The 16027-nt window shown below is 70.3% G+C and carries 11 protein-coding genes; 6 read left to right on the top strand and 5 right to left on the bottom strand.

The features are described 5' to 3' along the window. Positions 1-206: 206 nt before the first annotated feature. The gene (locus LXT21_RS40690) at positions 207-1598 is read left to right on the top strand and encodes a glutamate decarboxylase (RefSeq protein ID WP_254043644.1); all 1392 of its coding nucleotides are present in this window, start codon (positions 207-209) and stop codon (positions 1596-1598) included. 64 nt (positions 1599-1662) lie between these two features. On the opposite strand, the gene LXT21_RS40685 is transcribed toward LXT21_RS40690, so the two are convergent. The 3 genes from LXT21_RS40685 to LXT21_RS40675 form a co-directional block, all read right to left on the bottom strand. Continuing rightward, entirely contained in the window at positions 1663-2502 is an 840-nt protein-coding gene (locus LXT21_RS40685; protein ID WP_254043643.1) for an alpha/beta fold hydrolase, read from the bottom strand. Between the two features lie 84 nt (positions 2503-2586). Beyond that, entirely contained in the window at positions 2587-4608 is a 2022-nt protein-coding gene (locus LXT21_RS40680) for a hypothetical protein (protein WP_254043642.1), read from the bottom strand. 40 nt (positions 4609-4648) lie between these two features. After that, positions 4649-6121 (bottom strand): MDR family MFS transporter, encoded by a 1473-nt coding sequence (locus LXT21_RS40675; protein ID WP_254043641.1) that lies wholly within the window; start codon positions 6119-6121, stop codon positions 4649-4651. 229 nt (positions 6122-6350) lie between these two features. On the opposite strand from LXT21_RS40675, the gene LXT21_RS40670 reads away from it, so the two are divergent. The 5 genes from LXT21_RS40670 (at position 6351) to LXT21_RS40650 (ending at position 12912) form a co-directional block, all read left to right on the top strand. Next, the gene (locus LXT21_RS40670) at positions 6351-6986 is read left to right on the top strand and encodes an SRPBCC family protein (RefSeq protein ID WP_254043640.1); all 636 of its coding nucleotides are present in this window, start codon (positions 6351-6353) and stop codon (positions 6984-6986) included. Between the two features lie 124 nt (positions 6987-7110). Beyond that, a complete protein-coding gene (locus LXT21_RS40665) occupies positions 7111-9183 on the top strand; it encodes an alpha-amylase family glycosyl hydrolase (RefSeq protein ID WP_254043639.1) in 2073 nt (690 codons plus the stop codon). 107 nt (positions 9184-9290) lie between these two features. Next, complete coding sequence (locus LXT21_RS40660; protein WP_254043638.1) at positions 9291-10874, top strand: fibronectin type III domain-containing protein; 1584 nt, start codon at positions 9291-9293, stop codon at positions 10872-10874. Between the two features lie 62 nt (positions 10875-10936). Then, positions 10937-11326: a BlaI/MecI/CopY family transcriptional regulator gene (locus LXT21_RS40655; protein WP_254043637.1), complete on the top strand. Its 390-nt coding sequence runs from the start codon at positions 10937-10939 to the stop codon at positions 11324-11326. Further along, positions 11323-12912 carry a M56 family metallopeptidase gene (locus LXT21_RS40650; RefSeq protein WP_254043636.1) on the top strand — a complete coding sequence of 530 codons (1590 nt, stop codon included), beginning with the start codon at positions 11323-11325 and terminating at the stop codon, positions 12910-12912. Before LXT21_RS40655 ends, LXT21_RS40650 begins: the two co-directional genes overlap by 4 nt. Positions 12913-12920: 8 nt before the next feature. On the opposite strand, the gene LXT21_RS40645 is transcribed toward LXT21_RS40650, so the two are convergent. Both LXT21_RS40645 and LXT21_RS40640 read right to left on the bottom strand, forming a co-directional pair. Beyond that, positions 12921-14135 carry a PAS domain-containing sensor histidine kinase gene (locus tag LXT21_RS40645; RefSeq protein WP_254043635.1) on the bottom strand — a complete coding sequence of 405 codons (1215 nt, stop codon included), beginning with the start codon at positions 14133-14135 and terminating at the stop codon, positions 12921-12923. A gap of 177 nt (positions 14136-14312) precedes the next feature. Continuing rightward, positions 14313-15989, bottom strand: coding sequence for an isovaleryl-CoA dehydrogenase (locus LXT21_RS40640; protein WP_254043634.1), 1677 nt, complete (start codon positions 15987-15989; stop codon positions 14313-14315). Positions 15990-16027: the final 38 nt, after the last annotated feature.

Genomic DNA, 16027 nt, shown 5'->3' with positions numbered 1-16027 from the left:
GGAGGCAGCTCAGGGCGAGGAGGAGCATCGGCGTTGGGAGGATGGCACATGGCCCCCACGGCAGACGAGCCGCGCGCCTGACAACCGGGGGCTCCCGGGTGGAACGGACGGCTGCCCGCAGGCTCGCCCCGCTCCGGGGAACGAGGCTCCCACCCAGGGACAACACCATCTCGTCTTCCAGAGAGCCTTCACGCCCAGGAGAGCACATGCCCCTGCATGGAAAAGACGAAGTCCGGGACCGCCTCAACGATGACGTCTACGCCTCGCCGGACCTGTCCGTGCCGATGCCGAAGTACCGCATCCCCGACGAGGAGCACAGCCCGGACCACGCCTACGCCGTGGTGCATGACGAGCTGCTCCTGGACGGCAACTCACGGCAGAACCTGGCCACCTTCTGTCAGACCTGGTCCGAGCCCCAGGTGCACAAGCTGATGGACGAGTGCCTCGACAAGAACATGATCGACAAGGACGAGTATCCGCAGACCGCCGAAATCGAGACGCGCTGCGTGAACATGCTCGCCGACCTCTGGCACGCGCCCCACGCGTCCAGCGCCATGGGCTGCTCCACCACGGGCTCCAGCGAGGCGGCCATGCTGGGGGGCCTGGCGCTCAAGTGGCGCTGGCGCAAGCGGCGCGAGGCGGAAGGCAAGTCCACCGAGAAGCCGAACCTCATCTGCGGCCCGGTGCAGATCTGCTGGCACAAGTTCGCGCGCTACTTCGACGTGGAGCTGCGCCAGGTGCCGCTCGCGCCCGGGCGCATGGTGATGACGCCCGAGGAGGTGCTCAAGCACTGTGACGAGAACACCATCGGCGTCGTGCCCACGCTGGGCATCACCTTCAACCTGCTCTACGAGCCGGTGGCGGACATCGCCGCGGCGCTGGACGCGTTCGAGGTGCGCACGGGGCTGGACATCCCCATCCACGTGGACGCGGCCAGCGGCGGCTTCCTCGCGCCCTTCATCCACCCGGACGTCGTCTGGGACTTCAAGCTGCCGCGCGTGAAGTCCATCAACGCCTCCGGCCACAAGTTCGGCCTCACGCCGCTGGGCTGCGGCTGGGTGGTGTGGCGCGACAAGGAGGACCTGCCCGAGGAGCTCATCTTCCGCGTGGACTACCTGGGCGGCGACATGCCGACCTTCGCGCTGAACTTCTCGCGGCCGGGCGGCCAGATCGTCATCCAGTACTACAACTTCCTGCGGCTCGGACGGGAGGGCTACCGGCGCTTGCAGCAGGCGTGCTCGGACACCGCGAACTTCATCGCGAAGGCCATCGAGCAGATCGGCCTGTTCGACATCGTCTACGACGGCCGGGGCGGTGTGCCGGGCGTGTGCTGGAAGTTGAAGGAGGGGACGGACCCGGGGTTCACCCTCTACGATTTGGCGGACCGCCTGCGTGAGCGGGGCTGGTTGGTGCCCGCCTATCCGATGCCCGCGGACATCCAGGACCTGGTGGTGCAGCGGGTGCTGGTGCGCCACGGGGTGAGCCGCGATCTGGCGACGCTGCTGGTGACGGACCTGCTCGCGTGCATCGAGCACTTCCGCCGCCACCCGGTCAGCGCGCCGATGACGCGGGAAGAGGCCTCCGGCTACCACCATTGAGGTGGAGCTGTCGGGGAGAGTGCGGGAGCGCGTCAGGTGCGGACGCGCTCCCGTTTTTTCCGCGTCAGCGCTCGTCGTTCCGCTCGATGAAGTCCACCAGGCTGTCCACGTAGCGCGAGTCGATGAGCGTCGTCAGGTGCGTGCGGCCGGGGACGATGACGTTCTCGAACTCCGCGAGCTCGCGCTCCAGGCGCACCGTCTTGGAGTAGGGCGCGTCGAACTCACCGTTCACTGCCTGCACCGGCACGCGCAGGGACGGCAGGTCGATGGACGGCGGCCACCACGCGGACCACGCCTCGGTGATGGCGGCGACGAAGCGCGGGTCCGGGGGCGGCTCGTTGGCGATTTCGTCGAGGATGCGCTGCTCGTCGGGGTCCGTGCCCTTCGGGTCCTTGGCCTCCGCCTCCGCGCGGATGACCGGGTCCAGCTCCTCCACGCCCGCGCCGCCCAGGTGCGCGCTGATGACCCGCTCGGGGGCACGTGTCATCAACACGCGCGTCATCGCCGCGCCCATGGAGTAGCCCACGATGTGGGCCCGCTCGATGCCGAGCGTGTCCATCAGCTCGAGGACGTCCAGCACCATGGGCTCGCCGTAGGACGAAGCGGTGTAGGGGACGTCGCTCTGCCCGTGGCCTCGCTGGTCCAGGATGATGAGCCGGTGGCCCTGCTTCGCCAGCGCTCCGGCGATGCCCGGGGCCACCCAGGACGGCTTCGCGCTGCCCAGGAGGCCGTGGAGCATCACCACGGGAGCGCCGCGCCCCTCGAACTCCAGATAGTGCATCTTCAGGCCGTCCCGGTTGGTGAACCAGCGGTCCTGCGGCTCCGCGGCGGGCTCGGGGTCATCCGAGCAGCCCACCAGCGCGAGCAGGGCGAGGGGCAGCAGGGCTACGTACGACTTCAGCATGCGGTGTGTCTCCCGGAGAAACGCGGCCAGAAATGCCGTGGTCTCCGGGAAACACCGCGCAGCTGTTCTTCTGTTACTGCTGTTTCAGCGAAACGCGATGGGCTCGAACTGCTTCCCGTCGCGTGAGGACGTCAGGTGGTGGGGGAACACGGTCCACAGCCTGTCTCCGGCGACCACGAGCCGGGCGACGCCGGGAGCGGGGGAGGGCAGCTTGACGGTGACGGCCCGGTCCTTCTCCAGCCGGAGCACCTGCTCCCCGACGCTGACGAACAGGCGGTTCTTGAAGAAGTCGATGGAGTGGATGCCGTCCTTGGGCAGGGCGAGCTTCTGGGCCTTGCCCTTCCGGGGCAGGTACCAGGCGTGCTCGTCGGTGTGCAGGTAGACGCCCTGCTCGGGGGCGGCGCACAGGGCTCGGACGGGGGCGCGGGTGGGCTGGCGCCGGGCCAGCGTTCCGTCCTCGAGCACGAACACGCCATCGTCGCCGAAGGCGTAGAGCGTGCCCTCGTGGGAGAAGAGGCGGTGGAGGCCGGACTGCTCGTCGCCGAGCAGCTCGAGGCTCAGGTTCTTGCCCTCGGGCACCAGCCGTCCCAGGCCGTTCGCCTCGCAGAGTCCGTAGAGGACGCCGTCGTGGACCACGGCGTCCACGAGGTTGAGGCCTCCGGGGCCGCTGACCTCCTTCACCTTCCAGCCCTTGCCGCCGCCGTCGAAGGCGAGCGCGGAGACACCGAAGGCGGACAGGCCCCAGGGGGCGCCGAGGTCGCGCAGGATGGGCGCCACGTAGCCATGGGGCAGGGCCTTGGGCAGCTTCGTGCGAGTCCACGTCTTGCCGTCGTGGATGAGCAGGCGGTTGAAGTCGACGTCGTAGGAGAGCCCGTTCGACTCGAGCTCGTCCTCGTCGATGTCCATGTGGATCTGCTCCAGCCAGACGCGGTCGTCCCATGGCTGGTTCCATGGGATGCCCTTGTCGAAGTCCCACAGGTCGTCGCCGGCGGTGTAGCCGTGGTCGGAGTCCGGGTGGGGCGTGCCCGCGAGCACCATCACCGTCCCGTCCGAGGTGACGTGCACGTCGGCGAACACCTGGGCCGTCGTGTACACGTCCGGCGCGGGCTGCTTCGCGGCTGGGGCCCGCTTCGCCGCGGAGGGCTTCTTCGGGGCTGAGACCTCCCTTGCGTTCTTCGCGGCCTTGGACTTCTTCGCGGTGGGCGCCTTGCCCTCGGCGTCCGGCTTCGCGCCCGACAGCGCCTCCAGCTCCCGCACCAGCGCCTTGTCCCCGAGCTTCTTCGCGCGCTCCAGGAGCGACTTGCCACCGACCTTGAACTCCAGCTTGGCGCCGAGCGCGCGGAGCGCGAGCAGTCGACCCACCCGGCACGGCGTGGTGACGGGGCCCTTCAGCTCCGCGGAGACATCCCAGTCGCCGACGTGCCGCATCCCCTGCACGAGGTCCTTCGCGCGCTGGCCCTTGGCCACCTGGGGCTTCCTCGCACGGAGCCACTCGAGGAACCCCTCGTCCGCGAAGGCGCCCTCCATCCCCCGGAACGCGGAGGCGTGGTCATCCGGATGGAAGGGCGAGGGGCGCGGATTCTCGGCCACCCAGTCGAGCAGCTCCTGATACGCATCGGGCCTGCCCTTGCGCGCGCGGTGGATGGCCTTCCACGCCATCACGCCCCGCTCGGCCCGCCGTTGCTCGGGGCGGTCCGCGGCCAGCGACTGGCTCTCCGCCAACAACTCCTCGGCCTGCTTCAGCCGCGCGGGCGTCGGGTCCGTGCGCAGGATGTTCTCCGCGTGCTGCGCGAGCGCGAGCGCGCGGGCCCGGTGCGCCACCGTGTCGCCACCATCCGCCTTCACCTTCTTCGTCAGCTCGAGGATGCGCCCCCGCACCGCGCGCTGCGGCTCCTGGAACTGGCCCTGCCACTGCCCGGGTGAATGGTCCCGGTCGCGCTCGTAGGCCCAGTTCAGCGCGTGCAGGGCCTCCAGGTGGTCCGGCTGGGCGGTGAGGACCTCCTGGAGCAGCGCCTTGGCCGTGCCGAAGCTCCGGGGATACTGGTCGAGCAACTTGTCGGCGCGGGCGAACAGCGAGTCGACGTCGGAGGCGCGAAGCTTGGGCATGGGGGCGTGCATAGCACTCTCCCCGGCATGCCCGAGCTCCTCAGTGCGGCGCGGCGGCGCTGTCGCTGGCGATGGGCGCGTTCGCGTCCCGGCTCACGCGGGGGAAGAACAACCCCGACACGAAGGCCGCCACCGAGAAGGCGCAGATGAGCCAGAAGTTGATGTTCAACCCCGTGGTGAGCGCCCCGCTCAGCGACTTCAACATCGCCTCCGGGATGGCCGCGTGCCCCCGCTCCGGACCGAGCAGCGCGTTGGCGGCCGACAGCGGCACCGTCGGGTCCTTCATCAGCTGCGACACCATCACGCCGCCCATCAACCCCACGCCCAGCACGCCCCCGATGGTGCGGAAGAACATGTTGCTCGCCGTGGCCACGCCCCGCAGCTCCCAGCCCACGCTCGTCTGCACCGCGATGAGCAGCGCGGTGGACGCGAAGCCCAACCCCACGCCGAACAGCGCCATGGCCCCCTGCAGCGCCCACAGCGGCGCGTTCTGGCCGAGCAGCAGCGCCATCAACACCGTGCCCACCATCGTCAGCCCCAGGCCGCCGACGATGAGCGGCCGGAACCCCGTGCGCAAGAGCAGCTTGCCCGCGAACAACGAGGCCAGCGGCCAGCCGACAATCATCGGCGTGATCATCCCGCCCGCCACCGTGGGCGTGCTGCCCAGCACCGCCTGCACATACAGCGGCACGTACGTGGTGGCGCCGAACATCGCCGCGGAGAACAACGCCCCGGCCACGGAAGAGATGGCGATGGCGGGCGACTGGAAGATGCTCATCGGGATGACCGGCGCGGGCGCCCGGCGCTCCACCGCGACGAAGGCCCACAAGAGCCCCAGCGCCACCGGCAGCGCCCACAGGTTCATCCCCACGCCCTGCACCCCGACGAGCAGCGCCACCACGCCCGCGCACAACAGCGCCGCGCCCGCGTAGTCCAGCTGCTGCGGCTTGCGCTCCACCTGCTCGTGGAAGAACGCCACCACCAGCGCGAACGTCAGCACGCCCACCGGCACGTTGATGAAGAAGATCCAATGCCAGCTCAGGTACTTCACGATGAGCCCGCCCGTGACGGGCCCCACCAGTCCCGCCACCCCCCACACCGCGCTGAAGGCGCCCTGCACCCGCGCGCGCTCCCGCATCGTGTACAAATCCCCGACGATGGTGAGCGCCACCGGCTGGATGGCGCCCGCCCCCAGGCCCTGCAACGTCCGGAACGCGATGAGCACCCCCATCGACGTCGCCAGCCCGCTGGCGACAGAGCCCACCAGGAACAGGCCGATTCCGAACAGCAGCACCGGCTTGCGACCGTACAGGTCCGCCAGCTTCCCGTAGATGGGGACGGTGATGGTGGAGGCCAGCATGTACGCGGTGAAGACCCACGCGTAGCTCTGGATGCCACCCAGCTCGCCCACCACCGTGGGCATGGCGGTGGAGACGACGGTGACCTCCAGCGCCGCCATGAAGAGGCTCGTCGCGAGCGCCAGGGTCGTCAGGGGACGGTGAGTCTTTCGCATGATGTCGGGCGGGGTGGGGCCGCCCACTTCTAATGGCCACCTCCCGAAGGCGCCAGCGTCAATCTTTTCGCGCACTTGGGAAATCATGGAAAAGCCTGGAGAGCGTGTCGATCCGAGCCTTGCTCGTTCGTCGCGCAAGATGAGTGGCGAGCGGCGCGCTCGGTCCAGGGCCCGGGGGGGCCGTCAGGAGAGGTCGGACCGAGCGCGCTCCACTCCTTCGAGGAGCTTTATGAAGAAGACACCCGGAGTCCTGTTGGCGGTCATCGTCCTGGGCTTGTTCGTGGTCATCAGTCACAGGCCGGACACCTTCCGCGTCGAGCGCACGGCCTTCATCCAGGCTCCCGCCGAGGTCGTCTTCACGCTGGTCAACGACTTCCGGTACTGGGAGCAGTGGTCGCCCTGGTGGAAGCTGGAGCCCACGCAGCAGGTGTCCCTGACGGGCGCGCCCTGGGGCGTGGGGGCCGTCTACGAGTGGCGGGGCCAGCGCACCGGCTCCGGGCGGATGGAAATCGTGGAGAGCCGCCCGTGCGAGTACGTCCGCCTCCGGCTCGACTTCCTGGAGCCCATGCGCGCCACCAACACCACCGAGTACGTGCTGACGCCCGCGCCCGGCGGGGTGGCGCTCACCTGGGTGATGGCCGGGGAGAACACCTTCGCCGGCAAGGCGCTCCAGCTCTTCTCCAGCATGGACGAGGTGATGGGGCGTGACTTCGAGCGGGGCCTGGCCGACATCAAGCGCGTGGCCGAGTCCTTCCGGGGCGCCGCGCGGCCCTCCGTGGGCGACGCGGGCTTCCGCGGCGACAGCGACTCGCGAGCCGCGGCCCTCGAGGTCGTCGTCACCCGGCAGCACCAGAACCACGAATAACGTGTATTTGTTATCAGGAGGAGCCGGCTCCGACGGCAGCGCGGCGCTGTGACACATGGGACACGCAACCTTGGGGGCTCCTGGCCGATACTGATTCTGGATTTCTCCAGACAACGGCCGAGACATGTCACCCCGGATTCCCCCACCGAGCCGTCCCGCCACCTCCTCCACGTCCTCGCAGGCCCGCTCCTCGGAGTCCGAGGCCCAGCCGGCCCCCTCCTCGCCCCGCCCTGGCAGCGCGGGGGCACGCGGACCCGCGGTGAAGGACTTCTTCGACGATGTCCGCCAGACGCGCAACGCGGAGGCGAAGCGCGCGCCCGCCCAGGCCTCACAGGCGGACCACGGGCCGGTGGCCCGGGCCTTCGCGCGCAAGGACGGCAGCCTGCTGGCGACGCCGCTGGTCCCCAGCGCGGCGACGGTGCCCACCCAGGCCTCCAGCCGTCCGGGCATGGGCGCCATCCCCTACGACGGCGGCACGACGTTCCGCGTGTGGGCCCCCAACGCGCAGCGGGTGCAGGTGGCCGGTGACTTCAGCAACTGGCAGTCGGTGGAGCTGCAGCGCGAGCCCAGCGGCAACTTCTCGCTGGACGTGCCCGGCGCGAAGGCGGGCGACCAGTACCAGTACGTGGTGCAGGGCAAGTACGGCGACTGGCGCTGGAAGGGAGACCCGCGCGCCAACGACGTGACGAACTCCACGGGCAACTCCATCGTCGTGGACCACAAGTCCTACGAGTGGAAGCACGACTGGGAGTTCAAGATGCCGCCCTGGAACGAGGCGGTCATCTACGAGATGCACGTGGGCACGTTCAACGACGAGCCCGGGTGGGGCCCCGGCAACTGGCAGAGCGCCATCGACAAGCTGGACCACCTGAAGGATTTGGGCATCAACGTGGTGGAGCTGATGCCCTCGGCCGAGTTCGCCGCGGACTTCTCCTGGGGCTACAACCCGGCCTTCCCCAACGCGCCGGAGAGCGCGTACGGCACGCCGGATGACTTGAAGCGCTTCGTCGACGAGGCGCACAAGCGCGGCATCGGCGTGGTGATGGACGTCGTCTACAACCACCTGGGGCCCAGTGATTTGCCCCACTGGGACTTCGACGGCGAGACGTACGGCAAGGGCGGCAGCTACTTCTACACGGACTGGCGCGCCAAGACGCCGTGGGGCGACACGCGCCCGGACTACGGCCGCCACGAGGTGCGCGACTACCTGCGCGACAACGCGATGATGTGGCTGCGCGACTACCACATGGACGGGTTGCGCCTGGACGCCACCAAGGAGATCCGTCAGGCCAGCGGCGCGAACAACCCCGAGGGCTGGCAGCTCCTGCGCGACATCAACGAGGCCGTCAACCGCGAGTTCCCGCAGAAGATCATCATCGCGGAGGACCTGGGCAACGAGGCGGGCCTCACGCACCCGGACGGCGCCAACTTCGACACGCAGTGGGACTCCAACTTCGTGCACCCCATCCGCTCGGCGCTGACGGCGCCCTCCGACGCGGCCCGGGACATGAACGCCGTCGCCGACGCCATCCGCTTCAAGTACAACGGCAGCGCCAACCAGCGCGTCATCTACACCGAGAGCCACGACGAGGTGGCCAACGGCAAGCAGCGGCTGCCCAGCGAGGTGGGCGGCTGGGACGCGGGCGGCTACCACGCCAAGAAGCGCTCCATCCTCGGCGCCGCGCTCACCATGACGAGCCCCGGCATCCCGATGATCTTCCAGGGCCAGGAGTTCCTCGAGGACGGCCACTTCCAGGATGGAGACCCGCTCGACTGGAAGAAGAAGGAGACGTACGCCGGCATCAACCAGGCGTACACGGACCTCATCAAGCTGCGCCGCAACTGGAACGACAACACGGCGGGCCTGCGCGGTGAGAACGTCAACGTCCACCACGTGAACAACGACGACAAGGTCGTCGCCTTCCACCGCTGGGACAAGGGCGGCGCGGGCGACGACACCATCGTCATCGTGAACTTCGGCGGGAAGCAGCTGTCCAACTACGAGCTGGGCCTGCCCTCCGACGGCACGTGGAAGGTGCGCTACAACAGCGACTGGCAGGGCTACTCCGACAACTTCGGCAACGCGCAGAGCTTCGATGTCGGCGGACGCTGGAGCGGCAAGGACGGCCTGCCCGCCAGCGGCAGCCTCAACAACCTGGGGCCCTACAGCGTCGTCATCCTGTCGAAGGACAAGTAGGCCACGCACCCGGTGGGGACGGACCCGGGCCCCTGTCGCTTGAAGGACAGGGGCTCGCCCCCCGTGGACAATGTCGTGTGCGGCGGCCATCCGGCACAACGGCCGGCATGGCCAGAAACGCGATGGTGGTGGTGGCGCGCCCGGAGTGGGTTCCCGGCGGCAGTCCCTGGTGGTCGACCTTCAAGGTGACGTTGCTCAACCTGTCGGACGAGGCGGTGGTCAACCCCTCCATCGGCTTCCGGGTGGCGCCCGACCAGGTGGTCCACAACAACTACGGCCTCTTGTGGCAGCGCCACGGTGACACGCTGATGGGCACGCTGGTGGCCGAGCGCCAGACGATTGCCCCACGCGCGACCCAGGAGTTCCGCCTGTCCGTCCGGACGGAGGGCGCGCACAAGGGGCCGCTGCCCTCCTGCTTCACAGTGGACGGCCAGCCCGCGGACCCGCCGCGGGATGTGGAGCCGCCCTCGTCTCCCCGGCGCGTGCGCGCCCTGCTCGTGGGCTCGCGGCTGCTCACGCTGGGGTGGGATGCGTCCACCGACAACGTGGCCGTCGCGGGCTACCAGGTGACGTACTCGAGCATGGACCGCGAAGAGGCGCGGACGCTCACCTGCGCGCGGCCCTGCATCACCCTCACCGGCCTGACGCCTCGCACCGAGTACCTGGTGTCGGTGGCGGCGTATGACTTGTCCGACAACCTGTCGAAGCTCACGCCCCCGGTGATGGTGCGCACGGCGGCGCCCTTGCCGGACGCGGGGGACTGGGACGTGCCCCGGGCGCCGTTCCTGGACCTCGCGTCCGCGTCCCGGCCCGTCGTGGCGGAGCTTGCGCGGGCGTGCGGGCTGGATGGCGTCATGCTCGGCGGTCTGGGCGTGCGGGCCGGCGGCGCGCGGAAGCTGGCGTGGGGCGGACACCTCCGGCTGGTGGACGCGGTGGATGGGCGCTCGCACGAGGCGGAGGCCTCGGTCTCCGACTACGGCAAGGAGGACCTGGCGGCGTTCCGACACAGCGGGGGCAGGGTGGTGCTGTCCTTCGGCGGCGCCGGGCTCATGCCGCTCGAGGTGGAGGAGACGGACGTGGCCCGCGTCGTCGCCACCTACGCGGCCATCCTCCGCAACTACGAGGTCCGCCACCTCGACTTCGCCTTCGACAGCGCGTTCCTCCATGACGACGCGGGCCTGGAGCGCCACGTCGCGGCCATGTCCCAGCTGCGCCTGGTGTGCCCGTCGCTGAAGCTGTCGTACTCGCTGCCGGCGGATGGCGCGCCGGGGGCGCTCGCGGGCTTCAACGACGCGGGAGTGCGCCTGCTGCAGCGGCTGTCCTCCGCGGGAATCGAGCCGTCGCTCGTCAACGGCCTCCTGCTGGAGCTCGGACCGACGGCGCCCGTGGACACCTTCGAGTGCTGTGTCCAGGCGCTCCACGGCATGCACGCGCACCTGTCCGCCGCCTTCCCGCGCTGGGACTCGGACCAGGTCTGGCGACGGCTGGGCGCGAGCCCCCTGTTCGGCGCACACCCCAACGGCCGCGACTTCACCCTGGAGCATCAGCGCAGGCTGGTGGCGCTCGCCCAGAAGCTGCGCCTGGGGTGTCTCTCCGGCCGCGCGGGCCTCCGGGACACGGGCCTGTCCTTCTCGCGGTGCATCGCCACCTACCTGCCCGGCGCGTCCACGACACAGGCGCTCATGTCGTAAGCATCTCCCGAAGTACGACGCGCGTCGTTGACAACGTACGATTCGAATCGTACTTTGACGACATGACGACGGAAGCGATTCCCACGGAAGTGGAGCTCGCCATCCTGGGCGTGCTCTGGAAGCGCGGTCCGTGCACCGTGCGGGACGTGCACGAGGCCCTGGGGCGGGAGGACGGCAAGAGCGCCGGTTACACCACCACGCTCAAGCAGCTGCAGGTGATGGCGGCCAAGGGGCTGGTGAGCCGTGACGAGCGCTCGCGCAGCCACGTGTACGCGGCGAGCCTCGGTGAGGCGCGCACCAAGCGCCAGCTGGTGAAGGACCTGCTGGAGCGTGTCTTCGGGGGCTCCTCGGGCGCGCTCGCGGTGCAGGCGCTGTCGCTCAAGCCCGCGTCGAAGGAAGAGCTCGAGGACCTGCGCCAGCTGCTGGGCGAGGGCAAGGGGAGCAAGCGATGAGCCCGACCTGGCTGATGGAGGGTGCCCGGGCGCTCACGGTGTGGCTGGCCCAGGGCGTGTGGCAGGCGAGCCTCGTCGCGCTGGTCGCGGCGGCGGCGCTGTGGCGCTTGCGCGAGCGCTCGGCGCGGGCCCGGTACGCGGTGGGATGTCTGGCGTTGGCGGCCCTGGTGCTCGCGCCGGTGGTCTCGCGGGTGCGGTCGTCTCCGGGGGCCGCGCGGCAAGAGGCGGCTTCGCGCGCCGACGCCCTGTCACCGTCCGGGTCCGAGGCGTCACGGCCGGAGGCGCCGCCCGCGAGTGCGCGCGTCTTCGTTCCCCAGGAAGTGGCGTCCGGTGACGTCCGGGCACAGTGGCCCCTCGTGCTCGGCGGGCTCTGGCTGTTGGGCGCGTGCGTGGGGCTGGCGCGGCTGCTCGTGGGGGGGTGGCGCACGTCGCGGCGACTGGTGCGGCCGGCGACGCCCGTGTCCTCGGCGCTGAGCCAGACGGTGTCGGACGTCTCGGAGCGCCTGGGACTGTGGCGTCCGGTGCGCACGCTCGAGTCCCCGCTCGCGCCGTCTCCGTTGGTGCTGGGCGTGGTGCGCCCGGTGCTGGTGTTGCCCCAAGGCGTGGAGGCGCGCCTGTCGCCCGCGCAGCTCGAGTCGGTGCTGGCGCACGAGCTGGCCCACGTGCGTCGCCACGACACCGCCGTCAACTTCCTGCAGTGCCTGGTGGAGACGCTGTTCTTCTTCCATCCGGCGGCGCGGTGGTTGTCCGCGCAGGTGCGGCTGGAGCGTGAGCACTGCTGTGACGACGTGGCGGTGGGCTTCTGCGGCAACGTGCGGCTGTACTCGGGCGCGCTGCTGGGGCTCGAGGAGCTGCGGCAGTCGGGGCCGGCGCTGGCGCTCGGCGCGGGCAGCCATCCGCTCGCGGCGCGGGTGCGGCGACTGCTGGGGCGCACGCCCGTGGAGTCACCTCGGGGGAGGGGATGGGCCCGGCGCGTGGGCAGCGCCCTGGGGGTCCTGGCCGTCTCCTGCGGTGCCTGGGCGTGGGAGGCACCGGCGAGCGCGCCCCGTGACGGCAAGGGCATGCTCGCGGCGGGGACGTGCTCGCGCCCCGTGTATCCGAAGGACTTCACCGCCATCGCCACCCACGTGAATGCGGACCGCACGCTGCGCCACCGGCTGTTCGTCTCGCGCTGCGGTCGCATCCGGCTGGAGGACGCCACGGGCGCGTCCGTGTACACGCTCCTCTTCGACGTCGGCACGGGTGAGAGCGCGATGCTCGATGCCCGCGAGCGCACCTACGAGACGCACTGGGGCGAGACGGAGCTGGGGCTCCCGCTGCACCTGCCCGGGGGCTGCTCGTCGCGGGGGGCGGGCTGTGAGCGCCAGGCGGAGGAGACGGTGATGGGGCGCCGCGCCCAGCGCTGGCACCGCGTGCACTCCGCCCATGACACCGTCACGCGGTGGATGGACCTGGAGCTGGACTATCCCATCCGCGAGGTGTCCGAGCTGTTCGGCACCCTGACGCTCTCCGACATCCGGCTGGTGGAGCACGGCGCCACGCTCTTCACCCTCCCGAGCGACTACCGGGCGGCGACGGCGCCGTAGCACCCGCCTCAGGGCGTGGGCTTCGCGGTGGGGCCCACCTTGGCGAGCAGCGCCTCGCGCGGAATCCTCAGCGTGAAGGTGGAGCCGCGCCCCAGCTCGCTCTCCACGTCGATGGTGCCCGCGTGCGCCTCGACGATCTGGTGGGTGATGAAGAGCCCCAGGCCCATGCCGCCGTAGTTGCGCTCGGACACCGCGCGCACGAAGCGCTCGAAGATGCGGTGCTGCTGGGTGGGCGCGATGCCGATGCCCTCGTCCTTCACGACGATGACGGCCTGGGTGTCCGCCACCCTCGCGCTCAGGTGGATGGGCTTGCCCGCGCCGTACTTGATGGCGTTGGTGACCAGGTTCGTCACGGCCTGCTCCAGCCGTCGCCGGTCCCACGTCCCCTCGATGGGCTCGGGGGCGTCCACGTCCAGGCGGCAGCCCGCGACGTGCGCCTGGGGCCCGTAGCGACTGGCGATGTCCCGCAGGAGCGCGGACAGGTCCATGCGCTCGGGCTCCACCGTGAGCCGGCCCACGTTGATGCGCGAGACGTCCAGCAGGTCATCGATGAGGTCCGCCAGCTTGCGCACCTGCCCGCTCGCCGACGCCAGCTCCCGCGACAGCCGCCCCTCCGCCAGGAGCGCCTGGGGGTGGGTCTCCGCGATGCGCTTCATGGCGGTGAGCTTCAACTGCAGCGGCGTCAGCGGCGTCTTCAACTCATGCGAGGCCACGGAGAGGAACTCGTCGCGCGCCCGCAGGGCCTCGCGCAGCCGCTCCAGCTCCCGCGTCTCCTCGGCGTGCTTGCGCTGGGTGAAGTCCCGCGTCACCTTGCCGAAGCCCCGCAGCTCCCCGCTCTCGTCGAACAGGGCGGTGATGACCACGTTGGCCCAGAACCGGGTGCCGTCCTTGCGCACGCGCCAGCCCTCGTCCTCGAAGCGGCCCAGCCGGATGGCGGACTCCAGCTCCCAGGCGGGCTTGCCCCAGGCGATGTCCTCGGGAGGATAGAAGCGGCTGAAGTGCTGCCCCAGGATCTCGTCCGCCCGGTAGCCCTTGATGCGCTCGGCGCCCAGGTTCCAGCTCGCGATGTGGCCCTCCACATCCAGCGTCAGGATGGCGTAGTCGGACACGCTCGCGATGAGCAGACGGAGCTGGTCCTCCGTATCCCGCCCGGAGCGGTCGCTCCGTGAGTAGGTGATGACCCCGTCGCTCGAGTTCAGAAGGTGGTCGTGGTTGTCGCCCAAGGTGCCCTCTTCCAGCCGCCTAGGAGAACACGTCAGTGTCGTCGCGCAAGCGTCCGTCCCATCCTTTCGTCCAATAGACGAAGGCGTCCCCCTCCTACCAGGGCGGTGGATGGACCGGAGGGCCCCCCGCCCGTCCCGTGCGAGCAGGCGAGGGGGCACCCGGAGCGAAGCGACCTCTCAGGCCGAGGCGTCCTCGCCGAAGGCGCGCTCGACCAGGGCCTTGAGGGGCGCGTGGGCGGGCAGCGTCCCGAAGCAGGCGCCGTGCGCGCCACCCAGCCGCGTCTCGCAGAACGTGTCGGCGACCTGGCTGTTGCCGGCGCGCAGCAGCAGCGAGGCCTGGAGCGCCAGGGCCAGCCGCTCGACGACGAAGCGCGAGCGCCCCTCCAGCGTGGCCGTGTCCGCGAAGTTCTTGGAGATGCGGGCCAGCTCCGCGTCGAACGCCGGGTGGCCTCCCTGCGCCGTCATCAGCTCCTGGAACAGGGCCTCGCGGCTGGCGGGCTCCCGGGTGGCCGCGCGCAGCACGTCCAGGCACTGGATGTTGCCGCTGCCCTCCCAGATGGAGTTGAGCGGCGCCTGACGGTAGAGCCGGGGCAGGTTGGACTCCTCGACGTAGCCGGCGCCGCCCAGGCACTCCTGCGCCTCGTTGACGAAGACGGGCGCGCGCTTGCACACCCAGTACTTGCCCACGGCCGTCGCCATGCGGGCGAACGCCGCCTCGCGCTCGTCGCGGGGCCCTGAGTCCACGGCCCGGGCCACGCGCGCGGTCAGCACGGTGTGCGCCTCCGACTCCAGCGCCAGGTCCGCCAGCACGTTGAGCATCAGCGGCTGGTCGATGAGCCTGCGGCCGAACGCCTTGCGGTGGCGCGTGTGGTGGATGGCCTGCACCAGCGCCTGTCGCATCAGGCTGCTGGAGCCAATCATGCAGTCCTGCCGGGTGAGGGCCACCATCTCCAGGATGGTCGCCACGCCGCGGCCCTCCTCGCCCACCATCCAGGCCACCGCGCCCTGGAACTCCACCTCCGAGCTGGCGTTGCTCCAGTCGCCCAGCTTGTCCTTGAGCCGCTGGACGCGGATGGCGTTGCGCTCCCCTTCGGGCGTGAAGCGCGGCAAGAGGAAGCACGACAGGCCGCCCTCGGCCTGGGCGAGCACGAAGAAGGCGTCGCTCATGGGCGCGGAGAAGAAGAACTTGTGCCCCACCAGCGAGTACGGATTGCCGGGCCCCTTCTCCCCCAGCCGGTGGGCGCGCGTGGTGTTGCTGCGCACGTCGGAGCCGCCCTGCTTCTCCGTCATGCCCATGCCGATGGTGACGCCCGTCTTCTTCTCCGAGGGGATGAAGCGCGAGTCGTACGACGCCGCGGTGACGAGCGGCAGCCACTTCTGGGCCAGCCCCGCGTGGTGGCGGAAGGTGGGCACGCACGCGTACGTCATCGTCAACGGACAGCTGGTGCCCTGGTCCGCCTGGTTGTGCAGATAGGACAGCGCCATGCGCGCCACGTGCGCCCCGGGCGTCTTCTCGTGACGCCAGGCGAAGTTGGGGATGCCGTGGGTGATGGCCGCTTCCATGATGCGGTGGTAGGCGGGATGGAACTCCACCTCGTCCAGCCGGTTGCCGTAGCGGTCGAAGGGCTTGAACCTGGGCTTGTTCTCGTTGGCGAGGAAGCCCTGCTGCATCAGCTCGCCGCCCACCAGCGGGCCGTACTTCGCGATGTCCGCCTCCGCCCAGCCGCCACCCTCGCGGTGGATGGCCTCGCGCAGGGGCACGTCGGTCTTCCAGGCGTCGTACACCAGGGGCGGCGCCTGGTTGGTGACTTCATGGGTGGCGAAGGTGGGCGCGAGGGGGGCGGAAGAACTCATGGGACGAGGATAGGCGAGCGATTCGGGCGGGGCGAGCG

It is taken from the genome of Myxococcus guangdongensis (assembly GCF_024198255.1).
GTDB classification, from domain to species: Bacteria; Myxococcota; Myxococcia; order Myxococcales; family Myxococcaceae; genus Myxococcus; species Myxococcus guangdongensis.
This window is presented reverse-complemented; position numbering and strand designations above follow the sequence as displayed.